This window comes from Dolichospermum circinale AWQC131C, from assembly GCF_000426905.1.
Classification (GTDB): Bacteria; Cyanobacteriota; Cyanobacteriia; order Cyanobacteriales; family Nostocaceae; genus Dolichospermum; species Dolichospermum circinale.
Genome location: NZ_KE384604.1, coordinates 39,687 through 56,087, shown reverse-complemented (window position 1 = coordinate 56,087; position 16,401 = coordinate 39,687). Strand labels below are relative to the sequence as shown.

Sequence of the window (16,401 nt, the reverse complement as noted above, 5' to 3'; positions counted from 1 at the left end):
CTCGTGATTATTTCTATTTATGGACAACGAGAATGTAGCCCACCTTTCGTACAAATTAAGGCTAACTGTTGAGGATCTAAATTTTTAGCTTTACTAAAATCTACTCCTTGAATTGAAGCATTTTGTGAACCCAGATCAGGCGTTTCTACAAATTTGTCTGACTCTTGTTTACCTGTAAACAGAATTGCACCTTGAAAATCCGCACCGTCTACATTTGCTCCCCGCAAATCGGCACGACTTAAATCAGCATTTCGCAAATTGGCGTTTTCTAAGTTAGCTGATTGCAAACTAGCACCAGTAAGTCGAGTAGCGCTGAGGTTAGCATCACTAAGATTAGCATAATCTAAATAGGCTTCGGATAAATCTGCACCTTGCCAATCAGTTTTAGTTAAATTTGCATAAGCTAATTGTGTACCGACGGCAGAAACACGAACTAAATGAGCCGCATATAAATTTGCTTCTGTTAAATTTGCATCGCTTAAATCTGCATTGGTTAAGCGAGAATTTTCTAAAAGTGCATTGCGTAAATCTGCACCTACTAACTGGGAGCTACTTAAATTAGCACCAAATAAGCGGGTATAGGATAAGTTGGCTTTGTTAAGATTGGCGCGACTTAAATCACTTTGATTCATCAAAATACGACTTAGATTGGCATTAGTAAAATTAGTTTGCTTTAACTGGGCGTTACTTAAATCTGCCATGGTATCATCGTAAGTATCCCAACGTCCATCTTCACCTACACTACGGAAACGACTACCTTGAAAATTACCTTGGTTGAGATTTGCAGATTTCAAGACAATTCCTGATAAATCAATGTTGTTTAATACCAATTTGAATGAGGAATTTCCCCCAGATCCTTGATAACTTAATTGAGCATTGCTCAAGTCAATATTGTGAATTTTGCCACCATAGATAGCCAGAATTTTGTTGATTACCTGCTGGGTGAGAATTAACTGATTTTGTCTAAATTCCCAGTTTGAACTTTTCCCCATAGATTCTATTTCCCCAGCCAAAAACTGATTCACGCGCTTTAATTCGGGGATGGCTTTTAGACCTGTATTAGTTAAAGCTTGTTGAATAGTATCCAGAGTTGGGAGGTCTGTTTCTTTTACCAGTAAATCAACTAGTAATTTGATGGATTGTGTGTCATTCATGCTACCCAATGCTAAAACGGTTTTTTGACGCTCTTCATTGGTAACACCGTTGTTGGGATTAAATGCTTTAATGAGTTCGATAAACTTTTGGCTATTAGTTTGTTCGCTTCTGCGTTGGCTTTCTTGGGTTTGGATATAGATTTGTGTACCTATTAAAGTTGATAATACAGCAATCATACTAGTCAGCCCCACCAAAAACAAGCTGAAATTAGAATTGCTTCTCTGGGAAAGACTGGAAATAGATTGTTGACTGGAGGAACTATCTACATTATCCTCATGTATTTTTAGCTCTTCCCCAGGGTTACTGAAAGTGCTTTTAGCGTCTATTGTATAAGTCCGGGCTAATTGGTCATGGAAGGATCGAGGGTACTTTTGTCCAGGCCAACCTTTTGCTTCTGCTAGGATCATTAATATGGTTAAAGATGTAAACAGAGATAAGTTGGGAAAAATAAAGCTGTAGCGCCAGAGCAAATAAGCAGCGGAAATGGGTACAGTCCAGCGCCCTAATCCTTCTCTGACTACTATTGCACTTAATCCGGGGGCTGATCCTTCTGCATTAACCACCCGCACACCAAACCAACGTTTAGGAATGGTACTACCAGTCTGAGCTAATAAATACAATTGCCACCAGGAAAAGGTCGTGGGTAATAATACAGCTAGAGTCCAGAGAATATTAGTCGGCCAGGCTACATTACGAATACCGTAATTTACGGGTAATGCCAGAGGTCTAGCGATCGCTTTTTCTGTGACTACTAGAATCGGATTTAATGGGACTCGTTGGATATCACTCCGGGAATTTACATATGCACCCAAAGCATAAGGAACTAACCCACTGGCAATAAAAAGGGTTATTTCCACCGTCCAAGCCGCAAAACGCCTAGCTGTTAGTGATGTAATATTGACTTTTTTCGGTTCTTCTGGGCGGCTAGATTGATTACTGCTTCTCCCCATAATTGGATTCGCCATTAGATAATTACCTGTGAATTTATTTTTATACCAGTGTCAGGGTGATGAAAATAGGCTATCGCTTATTTCCCTTTTTTGTCAGCAACAAAAAATTTGTATCCAAGATACACTAACCCTGCCAAAACTGCCAAACTAATTACAGAAGCGACCAAAGCAAATACTGTTTGCAGTATCCAAACAGTTAAAAGCATGACTACACCTGTAACTACCAGCTTTTTAATTGTTGATAAACTATTAAACCAAATTCCGCATCTTTCTAAATATAAGTTCCATTTAAAGAAACTTGTGATAGGTGTCTGTGTCTTTTGTCCTTGGGTATTAACTCCAGCGGACTTGATTTCTGCTTCTAGATTTTGCAGACGACGCTGTAGGTCTTCTTCTGGTTGAAAGTTCATATCACGGGAAATAGATAATAGGGTGGAAATTTAGGTGACTATCTACGTTTAATGATCATTGTATGTTCTCGTCCAACTGATAATCGCTATATTCATGATCACTAATACAATTTAACGCCCAATGATGTTTTCCTGAAAAAAAGAAATATTCAGAAATTATGATTGGTACTTAGTTGTATTTATTTTAGATCATTTTAGTCTGGCAGATGCCCAAACTATAAGTATTAACTAAGTTACCCAAATAAAATTTACCTGTAATAACTGGGAATATTGACGAGAAAATTTTAGATTCTAGGTTAGGTTGGGAATTTTCGGTATAAGCGCCCCTCCTTCAGGACGGAAATCATCCAAAATCTATTGACTTTCACGGGAGCTTACACAGATTGTCCTACTGATAACTAGTCAGTTCAGGATGTTTTAATTTTTTACTATGGAAATTCTATTCAATTTATCGTTATTTACGTAATTACACTTGCTAGAATGGTTATATAACTATAATTACCTTTTTACTCATTAGACATCTCCAATTAGTGAGACAATAAGAACTTGAAATCATCCCTGCTTTGTGTTGCTGACAAACCAAAGGAATCTTAAAAAATGTGCAAAAGAATTACTTTAATCTTATTATTGGTGTTAAGCTTCAGCATAATTAGTCCCAGTGTAGCTGAAGCTGCTGGACTTAAAAGCTTTGTAGATAGTGCTGATGGTTATCAGTTTAATTATCCTAATGGTTGGTTACAAGTGAAGGTTGCTGATGGACCTGATGTGGTATTTCACGATTTAATTGAAGTATCAGAAAATGTCTCTGTGATCATTAGTCCCGTTCCCGCTGGTAAAACTTTGTCAGAACTAGGAACACCCTCAGAAGTCGGTTATAAGTTGGGAAAAGCTGCTCTTGCTCCTGTTGATTCTGGCCGCACCGCTGAATTAATTAATGCAGCGCAAAGGGAAATAAATGGTAAAATTTACTACTTTCTAGAATATGAAGTTAAACTTCCTAATGGACAAAAAAGACACAATATCTCCAGTGTGGCTGTAAGTCGTGGTAAGCTTTTTACCTTTAATGCGTCAATACCCCAGAAACGCTGGAAAAAAATACAACGCATGATTGATGAAGTTGTCAGTTCTTTTACTGTGTATTAATTGTCTATTATTGATAATTAAAAATGGGGACGGGAATAGGGGAAATTACCAATTACTAATGATCAAGACTCAAGACATGAAAATTCCGCAATTTGTACTTGCTTCTGCTTCCGTTGCGCGTCGTCGTTTACTACAAACTGTCGGTATTGACCCAATCATTTGCCCTAGTGATTTTGATGAGTCGCAAATACAACTCAATGAACCAGGGGAATTAGTACAAACTTTGGCCCAGTCTAAAGCGGAAACTGTAGTTTCTCAATTTCCATCAGCTTTGATCATGGGTTGTGATTCAGTTTTGGCAATTAATGGTAAAATCCATGGTAAACCAGCAGATGATCAGGAAGCGATCGCTCGTTGGCAAGTAATGCAAGGTAATTTTGGCGACTTGTATACAGGTCATGTATTGATTGACACATCACAAAATCGGCATCTGGTCAAGTGTCAAGTTACTAGGGTGTATTTTGCTAAAATGAGCGATCGCGCGATTCAAGCCTATGTAAAAACAGGTGAACCCCTCAAATGCGCTGGAGCATTTGCTTTAGAAGGGTACGGGAGTTTATTTGTGGAAAAAATTGAGGGTTGTCATAGTAACGTCATTGGTTTAAGTTTACCCCTATTACGGAAAATGATCGGAGAATTAGGATATGAAGTGACAGATTTTTGGGGATAGTTGGGTAATTATTATTCCCAATTTTTCTCCGAGAAAATGTTAGAAAATAGAGACTACTATCTGAATATGAAATTAGTTTCGGAAAACAAAACATGAAACGAGATGAGGTAATCACAACCTTAGCAGCACATCGAGAAAAGTTGCAGGAATTGGGAGTAAAATCCCTTAATTTGTTTGGTTCAGTAGCGCGGGATGAAGCTCGTTTAGATAGCGATATAGACTTTTTAGTGGAGTTTAATCATCCGGGTGGGTTGTTTCAACTTTTGCGAGTGCAGTATTATTTAGAAGATATTTTGGGATGTCCTGTAGATTTGGGAACTGAGGATGCTTTGAGAGAACATTTGCGAAAACCTGTATTCAAGGATATCATTTGTGCCTTTTAGAGATTGGCGGCTTCGCGTGCAAGATATTGTCTGATCTATCAATGAAATTGAACAAAGGACAAGAGATATAACCTTTGAAGAATTTGCCAAAAATCAAACGATTGTCAAAGCTGTTCTCTATGATTTTGTCGTGATTGGAGAAGCTGCTAGAAATGTACCAAACGATATTCAGTTAAGCTATCCTCTTATACCTTGGCGTTTGATGGGAGGAATACGAAATGTGGTAACTCACGAATATTTTCAAGTTGATTTGAATAGGATTTGGGTAACTATTCAAAATGATTTATCCCCATTATTACCACAATTACAAAAAATACTGGAGAGAGAAATATCAAAAGAATAGTTGATCTGGTGCAGATAGTTGTAAACTAACAAATAAATTGTATTTGTCAAATAATTATGTCTTTTACTCCTTCCTTGCGCGAACAACAACATCCCCTAATTCGTCAACTAGCTGATTGTATTGAAGCAGTTTGGCATCAACACCTAGACTTATCACCATACCATTTACCTGGGGAGTTGGGATATGTGGAAGGTAGACTAGAGGGAGAAAAATTGATTATTGAAAATCGTTGTTATCAAACTCCTCAGTTTCGCAAAATGCACTTAGAACTGGCAAGAGTCGGTAATATGTTAGATATTCTTCATTGTGTGATGTTTCCCCGTCCAGAATATAATATACCCATGTTTGGCTGTGATTTAGTTGGAGGTAGAGGTCAAATTAGTGCCGCTATTGCTGATCTTTCTCCTGTAAATTTAGATCGGATTTTACCAGATGGTTATAATTCTCAACTGAGGGAATTAACTAAACCCAACTTTTCTCAACCTCGTGAATTACCAGAATGGGGAAATATCTTTTCTGATTTTTGTCTGTTTATTCGTCCTACTTCTTCCGCAGAAGAAATAAGTTTTTTATCTCAAGTCAAGTCATTTCTAGAAATACATTGTACACAAGCAATTGCATCTACTCCAGTCACACCTGAAAAAGTAGCTGAAATTATAGCTGGACAACATAACTACTGTACAAAACAACAACAAAATGATAAAACCCGGAGAGTTCTAGAAAAAGCTTTTGGTACAGAATGGGCAGAAAATTATATGACTACAGTTTTATTTGACTTACCGTAAGCATTCAGCATGACAAGGGAACAGGGAACAGGGAAGAGGGAAGAAGTTTTGGGTAACTTTACTTTTCGTTACTTATGTCGGTTTTTTTCCATTCACCTACTATTTAAGATTACTTCATAAATTTATAAATCATCTCTGATAACCAAATACTTGCCATGACTACTCTATTACTCTAACTGTAAGTTGTGTTACGTTTTCTCTCAATCAATAAATGTAGAATTTACATTTAGTTTCATCACCACAATTCAGATTAATAGGTAACATATCATGTCAACGGTGGATGAAAAATCGAAATTTAAGGTTGAACAACCTAAAGTTTGGTTAAGTGTTGCTGTAGCCTTACCAGTAGCATTAGCTGCCGGTTTACTAGCTACAACCAGAATGGAACAATTGAAAAAACTGACTTCTGCTGTATCTGTAGCACCAATTCCCAATACTATTAGCGCCATAGGACGTTTAGAACCAAAGGGAGAAATTATTAAACTCTCCGCTCCTGCGGGTTTATCAGGTAATTCACGAGTCCAGCAACTTCTAGTTAGAGAAGGACAACGAGTACAAGAAGGACAGATTCTGGCTATTTTAGATAACCGCGATACTAGTATGGCCGTAGTCGAAGAAGCCAAAGCCAAAATGCAAGAATCCCGCGCGAATTTAGCCCAGGTGCGTGCGGGTTCTCCCAAGGATATTCAAGCCCAAAAATTCATTATTGCCCGATTACAAGCCCAATTGGCCGGGGAAAAGGACGCTCAACAAGCCATGATTAGCAGAATTGCGGCTCAGTTAAGTGGTGAGAAAATTGCCCAAGAAGCCACAGTTACCCGTTTAGAGGCCGAATTATTGGGACAAAGGGAGTCTTTAAAAGCTACAGTTGAGCGCGTTAGAGCAGAACAACGTAATGCTCAAGTAGATTCTGGACGTTATGAATTTCTATACAAACAAGGTGCTATTTCTCAACAAGAACGAGATAGAAGACAGTTAAATGCAGTAACAACTAATCAACAATTAATTGAAAGTCAAGCTGGTTTAAAACGGGCAATAGCTACTATAAAACAACAAATTTCTGAAGCTAGAGCCAATCAAGTGAAAACTCTAAATACTTTACAACAGCAGTTAATTGAAGCTACTGCTAACCGCAATAAAACTATAGCCACTTTGCAAAGACAAATAGATGAAGAAAGAGAAAAATTAAATCGTCTATTAGTAGTTAGTCCACTAAATGTCCAAGTAGCTCAAGCTCAGGTTACTAATGCAATTGCCTTAATGAGAAAAGCCCAAGCAGAACTTCAGCAAAGTTATGTTAAAGCCCCTAGTTCCGGTGAAATATTAAAAATTCATACTAAATCAGGGGAAATGATGGGTGTAAATGGAATTGCGGAAATTGGACAAACCGATCAAATGTTTGTAGTTGCAGAAGTTCCTGAAGATAGTATTAGTAAAATTCGTTTAGGTCAAACTGCTACTATCTCCAGTGATAACGGTACATTTAATGGTCAATTAAAGGGTCAAGTTACCGAAATCGGCAGAAAAATTGGCAAGAAAGATGTTCTAAATAATGACCCGGCGGCAGATATTGATGCTAGAGTTGTAGAGGTAAAAATTGCTTTATCTCCAGAATTTAATCAGCAAGTTTCTGGTTTAACTAATGCTAAAGTTACGGTAGAAATTAATGCTAATTAACTTTCTATTTCTCTGAAACATATTCAGGTTCAACTACTTAATTAATTCCCCAATCAAAATCAAAAAAAGCTAAAAAATGGCAGGAAAAATACCTTTATCTTGGCTACAACTGACAAGAGAAAAAACTCGCCTAGCAGTAGCTTTGTCCGGTATTGCCTTTGCTGATATTTTAATGTTCATGCAATTAGGTTTCCGGGATGCACTCTATTATAGTAACGTCAGAATGCACAGCAGTTTAGCAGGTGATGTGATTTTAATTAATAATCAATCTAATGCTGTTTTATCAATGAAAAGTTTTTCCCAAAGAACTTTATATAAGGCGTTAGATCTACCGACAGTTCAATCAGTACATCCCATATATTTAGACTATACAAGCTGGAGAAATCCCGTTACAGGTCGCCCTCGCAGTATTTTAATTTTCGGCATCAATCCAGAGGTTAATTTGTTTAATTTACCCGGAGTAAATGAAAATTTAAATAAACTTAAACTGCCTGATGTGGTTTTATATGATCGTTCTTCTCGGGTAGAATATGGTCCGATTACTGATAGTTTTAATCAGGGCAAAATTGTCACTGCTGAAGTAAGAAGACGACAAGTTAAGGTGGGTGGATTATTTACTTTAGGAGCATCTTTCGGTGCAGATGGTAATTTAATTACTAGCGATCTTAACTTTTTGCGAATTTTTAATAATCGTCAACGGGGACTAATTGATATTGGGGTAATTAAGTTAAAATCTGGTGCAGATCCTAATCAAGTGGCTCAATATTTACGAAGTTATTTACCTACAGGTATTAATGTTTTAACTAAGGAGGAATTTGTTGAATTTGAAAGAAATTATTGGGCAAGTAGTACGGCTATTGGTTTTATTTTTACCTTAGGAACAATTATGGGTTTTATTGTCGGAACTGTCATTGTTTATCAGATTTTGTATACAGAAGTAACAGATCATTTATCTGAATATGCTACTCTCAAAGCCATAGGTTACACTCAAAATTATTTATTAACGGTGATCCTTCAAGAAGCTTTTTTATTAGCTGTTGTCGGTTATTTACCCGGATTTGCCTGCGCTCTTGTTTTGTACAATGTTGCTAGAGACGCTACTCTTTTACCCATATTTATGAGTTATAATCGCGCTATTATGGTAATCATGTTAACTATTTTAATGTGCTTTATTTCAGGAATGATTGCTATTCGTAAATTGGGTTCTGCTGACCCAGCAGATATTTTTTAATAGGTAATATATAATGGGTATTTAACTTGCATATTACCTAAAATTAAAACTCTTGTGGGGTGGTTATCTTAACCGCCCTGGTTATGCTTAAAGGTTTATCAGCCCTGATTATTCCATCTTTATTCTCAACTCTTCTATTATGATCAACAAAAAACCCGTAATAACTATTAAAAACATTAATCACTACTATGGTAAAGGATCTCTGAGAAAACAGATTTTATTTGATATTAATCTGGAAATATATGCCGGAGAAATTGTCATTATGACCGGTCCATCAGGTTCAGGTAAAACAACATTACTGAGCCTAATTGGTGGTTTAAGATCGGTACAAGAAGGAAGTCTGAAATTTTTAGGTGAAGAACTCTGTGGCGCGAGTCAACGTAAACTAGTAAAAATGCGTCGTCATATTGGTTATATTTTCCAAGCTCACAATTTATTGGGTTTTTTAACTGCTAGACAAAACGTGCAAATGGCTGTTGAATTAAATCATAGCATTTCCCAATCAGCAGCTATTTCTCAATCGGAAACTATGCTCAAATCTGTGGGTTTACAAGAACGTATTAATTATTACCCGGATAATTTATCAGGTGGACAAAAACAAAGAATAGCGATCGCTCGCGCTTTAGTCAATCATCCTCCTTTAGTATTGGCCGATGAACCAACAGCAGCACTAGACAAACAATCAGGACGTGATGTAGTAGAAATTATGCAGCGTTTGGCTAAAGATCAGGGAACTGCTATCTTACTTGTTACCCATGATAACCGGATTTTAGATATTGCTGATCGCATTGTGGAAATGGAAGATGGTCTTCTCACTCGTGATACTCAAAATGTCCTTTTGAATCACGACCCCAAGAGTAACAATTATAACACCTGATTCAAGTTTTTTACTGCAAATTTATTGTTTTTTCACCTAGCGTCTAATAACCTAATGCTCCTTAGTATCTTGTCGCTACAGGTGCTTTGCGGGTAGTTTTAAATGTCACATTTACCCCTTCATTCAGTTGTTCCAGTACAAGCAGGGGGGTAGGTTTAGCCTTTTGATCCCAATGCATATAAACAATCCGACCGTGAATATTCGGTTGCCAGGTATCATCATTTTCTCTGGAACTCAGGTATGTTTCTATACAATCAATTATCTGAGAGACAGTAGTAGAAGTGGCTTGAATTGGTAACTTAATTAATCGAATTTGTACTCGGAATAGTACCCGCTTCACAATTTTCGGTGCTACACCAGTTTCATATTCAATATCAAAAGTTTCATCTATCTGTTTACCATTGCTACTGGCAACTCCCACTGAGCCTTGACTCGATTGACTAGGACGCAGGGCTGGAGATATCTTATCTTTAATCTTGATTTTCATTTGATTAATCAGGGCTAAATGGAATACATCCTCTGACATCCGCATTCGCAGATAATCTAGATTAAAATGCCGTGAGTCAGCTAAATCGGGATTGTTCTCCAGTTTGCGAATAGTTTCCAAAGCTAACTTCAGTTTTTTGTCTAATTCTCGCGTGCGGAATTTTTCAAAATTTAATTTTTTTTCACTCTGTTGTAATAAAATTTTACTATAAACAATTACAGCAATCAGAGCTAAAACCATTCCCCCACTGGCAAATAGTAACAATGGTGGACTTTGGGACTCATTGGCAACTACGGCTTTAGTTGTTTTTGTAATCTTGGGTACAGAAGATTGATTGAGGGACTTTGTACTGGACATAATTTGCAACCTTGTAACTATAAGACTGATATTTGATTGTTGAAATATACTTAGTGCATTGCTAATTTTGGGCTGGTTTTTTCAGACAATACTACACTATTGCAATTTTTGCAACTGTCAATAAATTTTGGATTAGTTCCGTCCCGAAGAGGCTGCGCTTGTACCGAAAATTCCCAATCTAAAATCTAAAATCTAAATAAAATCTAAAATTTTCTGGTCATTTTACGATGGCTATATTAACAGGTTATCAGCATTCAGAATTTAGTTAAGTGAATGTAACTTATATCACATTTTTATTAACATTCCATAACCTACAATTGATGTTATGGTTTCCTTATAGTTATACGGCTTGGCAGAGGTAAAAACTGTATAATTCCATGTTATTGCCGATGTGTATGGTGATTATTGTCCAGTTTTTAGAGGATTATTGGCATCTCATATATGAGATTAATATATCGAATATCAGAAATTCATCAGCTAATGCTATACCACTTTTATCTTTTCTTTGTTATTTTGTATTGGGGGGAACAGTTATTCCCCATCAAGCCCGTTTAAATGAAAATTAGTTCAACTACTTTACCGTTCCTCAAGTTCAGTGCAAATTGCCAAGACAATTTATCATCTTCGTGACCAAGGCAAATTTTGATCACTCTCATTCACAAAGGATTTACGACTATGCTGAAAACCAATAGTCAACCAATGATTATCTCTAGTTTTGTTAACCATGAGGAGCAAAACCGTCAAGCTAAAAATCAGTTTAATTTATTGCAAAAATTACGTCAATTTCTGGATGAAATCGAAATTGATAATCGTCAAGTCGCTAGATTGATTGCTAAACTTATTCCTGCCCAATGTCCCTTTGAGCGTGATATTGTGGTTTTTGGTCGCAAAATCGCCCACATTCCCCCTTTATGCAAATTTAACCCCCTATATGACCAGTTTGTAGGCTTGCGATTTCGTGCATTATGTTATTTAGTAGATAAGTGTGGAGAAGATATTCAATCTTACTGCTAAATACAACATTAAATAGGCCATGGATATTAAAGTCGAACATCAACCAAGTCTTGCACATCTCCATCAGTTAGATGTATTTAATTGGCCAATTTGGGAAAAGGAAATATCTAAGTTTCCCTGGACTTACGATGATCAGGAAGTTTGCTACTTTCTAGAGGGTCATGTCATTGTCACTCCTCATGAAGGACAATCGGTACAAATAGGTAAAGGAAATTTAGTGACTTTTCCTGCTGGTATGTCTTGTGTTTGGGAAATTATCAGCGATGTCAATAAACATTATCGCTTTGATTAATTGTAATTGATTGTTACTAATTTTGATGCAACCCAAATAATCAATATCTGAGAGGTGGGAATTTGATATTTTTTAGCGGGTTGCTATGAAACTATTGTTCCTAAAATATCGTCTACAAATAAATTATTTTCGGGGAATGCTGAAATTGACAATTTTTCCCCGCGACTTAGTGTTTGAATGTCCCTATAACCATGTTCAGTAGGGTAGCGATAGACAGTAATTACTTGTTGATAAATATCAACTAACCAAACTTCAGTAATACCACTACTAGCATAGAGAGGAATTTTCACGTCTCTATCATATTCAATACTGCTATCTGCGACTTCAATTAATAAGAATATATCTTGGGGTTGGGGGTGTCCAGATTCATAAAAATCTGCGCGAGGTTTTAGTAATGCGATATCTGGTTCAGGTTCAGATAAGTTATTTAAGAGAATCGGATTTTGTACAGCAACTATGACTTTTTTAGCCAGTAATTGTGAAAAAATTGAATTTAAACGATTTACACAAGCTGTGTGTCTTCTACCAATTGGTGACATTTCTATAATTTCTCCATTAATCAGTTCTACTTTATCATTTTCTGACAAAATACCAGCTTCACTCATTTGATGGTATTGAGAAATAGTAAAGCGAAAATTTTTAACCTGTGGTTTTGCTAATTGTAAGGTCATAATTAACTTTCTCCTATAGGAATCTGGTTTGATTCTGTGAGTTTACTTGTGTGGTCAGGGAACAGGGAACAGGGAACAGGGAACAGGGAACAGTAAAGACAGAATTGATACCTACTGAGTCTTGTATTGCTACGCAACGCAAGCTATCAAAAATCAAATAGGAGTCCTATATTTACCTTTATTTTTAAAATAGCAATAATATCCCCGACTTCTCAACTCAATTGATTATTTAGACTAAATTAGGCGGTTAGAAACCCCGTGTATACAGAGACAAAACCCACCTGCGTGGGTTTAGAAACCTGTTTATAAAAAATCGAAAAATACTTCAGGAACTAATCTTAATTCACCAGATTTAAACCGAGAAATATCTATCCATAATGCGCGATGTTGACGTTCTGGTGTTTCTGAAAAAGTTAAACTTTCGATGTGGTAAAATTTGGAATCTGCAAAATCACATTCATAGAGTTGAATGATTTCATGTCCTTGTTTACCGTTAAAAGTAAATAGGTTTTCGATACAACTTAGATAGCGAATATTGGTTAATTCGGCTTGAATTTCTTCTTGAAACTCTCTAATTAAAGCTATGCGGCTAGTTTCACCAAATTCTACACCACCACCTAAAGCCCGATAAAAGATTGATTGTTTTGTAGGATCATATCCTTCAGAAACAAAGATTCTATTACCATCTCGAATTAGTGCTAAAACAATTACTCGAATTTGACCTTCTTTATTCATGATAGTAATTAATTGTAATTATCGTAGATTGAATCGGGGTGACTTTCACTATTTTCTATAGGCCAATCTGAATTTTCACCACCAATATATAGTTCTTCAATAGTGACATATTCTTGATTTAATTGTGTTAGTGCGTTAATCAGAATGTCTAAAGCGATCGCATCACTTGTTCCCAAATCAAACCAACAACGCATCCAATCTCCTTCATATTCAAATTCACCCATATTGTGCATCAAAGCCAAGAAGGTTTTATCATAGCCTTGTTCATCATAATTCATGTAGCTGATATCAATTCCTGTATCTTGTACTTGCAGATTTTCCGCATTAAATCCCCCCAATTTACCTAAATAAAACCAGGAAGTAAATACTTCTTCTACATATTTTTTTTCTTGTAGGGAGGGAATGGTGCTAAACTTCAACCAAATCCAGACATCAAAAGGATTAAACTCGCGGAATTGAATTTGCATTTTTGTAATGGGTAATGAGTAAGAAATTCTTGCCAATAACTAATGATTAATGACTAATAACTACTAACAGCTTGACTGCGTTCATATTCAATTTGTTTGACTAAATTAACAGGAAGCTGGGATTTTTTAGCTAATGCTTTGTCAAAATAAACTATTCCTTCCTTAATTAAATCCTGACTTTTTTCCCTTTTTCCTTTTTCGTGAAGAATTTGAGCTTTTAGATAGTAAATTTCTGGGTTGTCAGCAGTTGTTTTTAAAGCGCGGTTGACATAATCTAAAGCCTGAGAATATTGTTTCAAATCTCGATAGGCTAAAGCAATACCTCTATCTACTAAATAACCAGGTGACGCATTTTTTTGCAACCGTTCAATTGCATCATCTGGACTGGTAAAAGGCAAATTTACAGCTAACATTAAATCCATATAGCCGCGAATTAAGTTTAACTCTGGATCAGTAGCAGAAATTTCTTCGGCTCTGTCAAAATATGTATATACTTTTCGTAAGCGACTAAAAGCAGGTCCAGCACCATTGATAGTCCCTTCTCGACCGAGAATTAGCGCCCCCTCTAAAAAATGACTGACAGCAGTGTATAAATTACCACGTAATGGATCACTAGGAATAAGATCTTGTGCAGTTTCCAGAGTTTTTTGACTGTATTTTTCTAGACTAGCCCAATCTTGATCTCTATAAGCTAAACCAGCCTGAATCATATAAATTAAGGGTTCATTGGGTTCGCTAGAAATAGCTGATTGTAAGGAATTTTTAGCTTTTGGGTAATTTCCCTCTTGGAAAATCGCTTTAAAAACAGCTTCCGTATTATCACCAATATTACGAGGTTCTTGAGTCCGAAATGGATCAGCAGCAAAGCAGGAATTTACAAATAGATTTAAAAGGATTGAAGTAGTAACAGTCACTTTCAAAAATATAGGAAATCGCCAAGATATGATGAATTGAGGAATTAAGAACTGTTTGAACATAGTTATCACGGGAATAATTACGGTTGAAATTGTTTTATCTATTACCTAAAATGCAAAACAGTGAATTATAAATTACGTCTATTGCCACCAAAATTTACCCTAACTTGGTAATCTTAACAGATGCTCTATCTTAGAAATCTAACTTATCACCCCACGGCTTGCCCCAAAGCAATTCTCCAAGCCATTAACTTAGAATTACCACCCCAGAAACTGGGTTTAATAATTGGACCTAGCGGTTCAGGGAAAAGCACCTTATTAGAAATTCTATCTGGACTAGCTGATCCTACCACTGGTGGGGTTTTTTGGCGAGAGCAGGGACTCATAGCTGAACAACTACAACAATTAGCAGGTTTAGTATTTCAATTTCCAGAACGACACTTTTGCGGAGGGACAATTTTAGAAGAATTACGCTTAGGACATCCTGAACTGGGATTAGGACAGGTTAAACAAGCATTAACAGAAGTAGGATTAAATAATTTATCCTTATCTGTATCTCCTACTAATTTAAGCGGTGGACAACAAAGACGGTTAGCTTTAGCAGTCCAATTAATTCGTCAGCCGAACTTATTGCTATTAGATGAACCAACAGCCGGTTTAGACTGGTCTATGCGTCGGCAACTGGTAAACTTATTAGCTAAACTGAAAAAAGATTGGACATTGTTAGTTGTAACACATGATGCCAGTGATATATTACCAATAGCTGATTATTGTTGGAAATTAGATCATGGTATTTTAAAATCAGTTGAGCCGACAACTTTGGCAAATAAAACACAAGAAGTAGTGACTAATTGACCGGGTTAATATTAACTTTGTTCTTCCTTCTTCTTCCTGCTTCGCGTTCTTTGCGTCTTCGTGGTTCATTTAATTCCATATTTTGTCAAAAAATAGGGAATTTAACCGCAGATGAATTTGAGATCAATGATCAAGTAAAAATCGGCTAAAATTAATGGGAAAAAGTGATTTTCAATAATGGATATAGAACCTTTATCTATCGCTAATTTGCCGAAAATGGCGGAAATATGGCAAAAAACCCTGAATTGGCAACCGACAAATCTACAAGAAAACCAATTTCAACAACTTTATCAATTAATCATTGCGGGAAATCGCCAAATTAACTTAACTAGGATTACTGAACCTGAAGAATTTTGGGAGAAACATCTTTGGGACTCCTTGCGAGGAATTGCCCCAAAACAAATATTTATTCCCGGTATTGACAAAGGAAAACGGATAATTGATATTGGTACAGGAGCAGGTTTTCCTGGTTTACCAATTGCTCTAATTTTTCCTAATTCGCAAGTTACACTTTTAGATTCTACGGGTAAGAAAATTAATTTTATTGAGACGGTTTTATCAGCACTTGCTCTCAATAATGCGAAAACTTTACTTGGGAGAGCGGAAGAAATTGGTCAACAGTATGAACACAGACAAAATTATGATGTTGCTGTGATTCGGGCTGTGGGAAATGTTTCCGTTTGTGCTGAATATAGTTTACCATTAGTCAGAAAAGGCGGTTTGGCGATAATTTATCGGGGTAGTTGGAGTGAAGCAGAAAATGAAAGTTTAGAAACTGCTGTTGAACAATTAGGTGGAGTAGTTGAATTAATTGAAGAATTTTCTACTCCTTTGAGTAATAGTATGCGTCATTGCCTTTATTTGCGAAAAGTCACCAACACCCCAATTAGTTTTCCCCGTGGGGTTGGTATACCCAGTCAAAAACCAATTTAATCAGCGAATTTCTCGATTTTAGATTAGATTAGTGATTAGATATATAGCGTGA

The 16,401-nt window shown here is 36.4% G+C and carries 19 protein-coding genes; 12 read left to right on the top strand and 7 right to left on the bottom strand.

Going from position 1 to position 16,401, the window contains the following annotated elements:
* Positions 1-17: 17 nt before the first annotated feature.
* Positions 18-2,120 carry a pentapeptide repeat-containing protein gene (locus tag ACIR131C_RS0108800; protein WP_028089890.1) on the bottom strand — a complete coding sequence of 701 codons (2,103 nt, stop codon included), beginning with the start codon at positions 2,118-2,120 and terminating at the stop codon, positions 18-20.
* A gap of 62 nt (positions 2,121-2,182) precedes the next feature.
* A complete protein-coding gene (locus tag ACIR131C_RS0108795; protein ID WP_028089889.1) occupies positions 2,183-2,515 on the bottom strand; it encodes a hypothetical protein in 333 nt (110 codons plus the stop codon).
* Between the two features lie 597 nt (positions 2,516-3,112).
* Here ACIR131C_RS0108795 and psbP point away from each other — a divergent pair.
* The 8 genes from psbP to ACIR131C_RS0108755 all read left to right on the top strand — a co-directional run bounded on the left by psbP (position 3,113) and on the right by ACIR131C_RS0108755 (position 9,624).
* Positions 3,113-3,658: a photosystem II reaction center PsbP gene (gene psbP / locus ACIR131C_RS0108790; protein WP_028089888.1), complete on the top strand. Its 546-nt coding sequence runs from the start codon at positions 3,113-3,115 to the stop codon at positions 3,656-3,658.
* 76 nt (positions 3,659-3,734) lie between these two features.
* Positions 3,735-4,328 carry a Maf family protein gene (locus ACIR131C_RS0108785; RefSeq protein ID WP_028089887.1) on the top strand — a complete coding sequence of 198 codons (594 nt, stop codon included), beginning with the start codon at positions 3,735-3,737 and terminating at the stop codon, positions 4,326-4,328.
* 92 nt (positions 4,329-4,420) lie between these two features.
* The gene (locus ACIR131C_RS0108780; RefSeq protein ID WP_028089886.1) at positions 4,421-4,711 is read left to right on the top strand and encodes a nucleotidyltransferase family protein; all 291 of its coding nucleotides are present in this window, start codon (positions 4,421-4,423) and stop codon (positions 4,709-4,711) included.
* Between the two features lie 37 nt (positions 4,712-4,748).
* Positions 4,749-5,054 (top strand): HepT-like ribonuclease domain-containing protein, encoded by a 306-nt coding sequence (locus ACIR131C_RS22285; RefSeq protein ID WP_196811743.1) that lies wholly within the window; start codon positions 4,749-4,751, stop codon positions 5,052-5,054.
* 56 nt (positions 5,055-5,110) lie between these two features.
* Positions 5,111-5,839, top strand: coding sequence for a phycocyanobilin:ferredoxin oxidoreductase (locus tag ACIR131C_RS0108770; protein ID WP_028089885.1), 729 nt, complete (start codon positions 5,111-5,113; stop codon positions 5,837-5,839).
* A gap of 267 nt (positions 5,840-6,106) precedes the next feature.
* A complete protein-coding gene (locus tag ACIR131C_RS0108765) occupies positions 6,107-7,516 on the top strand; it encodes an HlyD family efflux transporter periplasmic adaptor subunit (RefSeq protein ID WP_028089884.1) in 1,410 nt (469 codons plus the stop codon).
* Positions 7,517-7,592: 76 nt separating this feature from the next.
* Complete coding sequence (gene devC, locus ACIR131C_RS0108760) at positions 7,593-8,747, top strand: ABC transporter permease DevC (RefSeq protein WP_028089883.1); 1,155 nt, start codon at positions 7,593-7,595, stop codon at positions 8,745-8,747.
* 139 nt (positions 8,748-8,886) lie between these two features.
* The gene (locus ACIR131C_RS0108755) at positions 8,887-9,624 is read left to right on the top strand and encodes a DevA family ABC transporter ATP-binding protein (protein ID WP_035371719.1); all 738 of its coding nucleotides are present in this window, start codon (positions 8,887-8,889) and stop codon (positions 9,622-9,624) included.
* A 61-nt stretch (positions 9,625-9,685) separates the two neighbouring features.
* Here ACIR131C_RS0108755 and ACIR131C_RS0108750 read toward each other — a convergent pair whose 3' ends face one another.
* Positions 9,686-10,468: a hypothetical protein gene (locus ACIR131C_RS0108750; protein WP_028089881.1), complete on the bottom strand. Its 783-nt coding sequence runs from the start codon at positions 10,466-10,468 to the stop codon at positions 9,686-9,688.
* A gap of 675 nt (positions 10,469-11,143) precedes the next feature.
* On the opposite strand from ACIR131C_RS0108750, the gene ACIR131C_RS0108740 reads away from it, so the two are divergent.
* Positions 11,144-11,482 (top strand): Mo-dependent nitrogenase C-terminal domain-containing protein, encoded by a 339-nt coding sequence (locus ACIR131C_RS0108740; RefSeq protein ID WP_028089880.1) that lies wholly within the window; start codon positions 11,144-11,146, stop codon positions 11,480-11,482.
* A 19-nt stretch (positions 11,483-11,501) separates the two neighbouring features.
* Positions 11,502-11,774, top strand: a complete 273-nt coding sequence (locus tag ACIR131C_RS0108735) for a cupin domain-containing protein (protein WP_028089879.1) — start codon at positions 11,502-11,504, stop codon at positions 11,772-11,774.
* A gap of 83 nt (positions 11,775-11,857) precedes the next feature.
* Here ACIR131C_RS0108735 and ACIR131C_RS0108730 read toward each other — a convergent pair whose 3' ends face one another.
* From ACIR131C_RS0108730 to ACIR131C_RS0108715, 4 genes are all read right to left on the bottom strand, one after another.
* Positions 11,858-12,445 carry a Uma2 family endonuclease gene (locus ACIR131C_RS0108730; RefSeq protein ID WP_028089878.1) on the bottom strand — a complete coding sequence of 196 codons (588 nt, stop codon included), beginning with the start codon at positions 12,443-12,445 and terminating at the stop codon, positions 11,858-11,860.
* Positions 12,446-12,748: 303 nt separating this feature from the next.
* Positions 12,749-13,180: an NUDIX hydrolase gene (locus tag ACIR131C_RS0108725; RefSeq protein ID WP_028083090.1), complete on the bottom strand. Its 432-nt coding sequence runs from the start codon at positions 13,178-13,180 to the stop codon at positions 12,749-12,751.
* 8 nt (positions 13,181-13,188) lie between these two features.
* Positions 13,189-13,647 carry a DUF3531 family protein gene (locus ACIR131C_RS0108720; RefSeq protein WP_028089877.1) on the bottom strand — a complete coding sequence of 153 codons (459 nt, stop codon included), beginning with the start codon at positions 13,645-13,647 and terminating at the stop codon, positions 13,189-13,191.
* 53 nt (positions 13,648-13,700) lie between these two features.
* On the bottom strand, positions 13,701-14,624 hold the full coding sequence (locus tag ACIR131C_RS0108715; RefSeq protein WP_028089876.1) for a Sll0314/Alr1548 family TPR repeat-containing protein: 924 nt from the start codon (positions 14,622-14,624) through the stop codon (positions 13,701-13,703).
* 120 nt (positions 14,625-14,744) lie between these two features.
* Between ACIR131C_RS0108715 and ACIR131C_RS0108710 the strand changes: the two genes are divergently transcribed.
* Together ACIR131C_RS0108710 and rsmG are read left to right on the top strand one after the other, a co-directional pair.
* Positions 14,745-15,416, top strand: a complete 672-nt coding sequence (locus ACIR131C_RS0108710; RefSeq protein ID WP_028089875.1) for an ABC transporter ATP-binding protein — start codon at positions 14,745-14,747, stop codon at positions 15,414-15,416.
* Between the two features lie 177 nt (positions 15,417-15,593).
* Entirely contained in the window at positions 15,594-16,349 is a 756-nt protein-coding gene (rsmG, locus tag ACIR131C_RS0108705) for a 16S rRNA (guanine(527)-N(7))-methyltransferase RsmG (RefSeq protein ID WP_417033389.1), read from the top strand.
* The last annotated feature ends 52 nt before the right edge of the window (positions 16,350-16,401 follow it).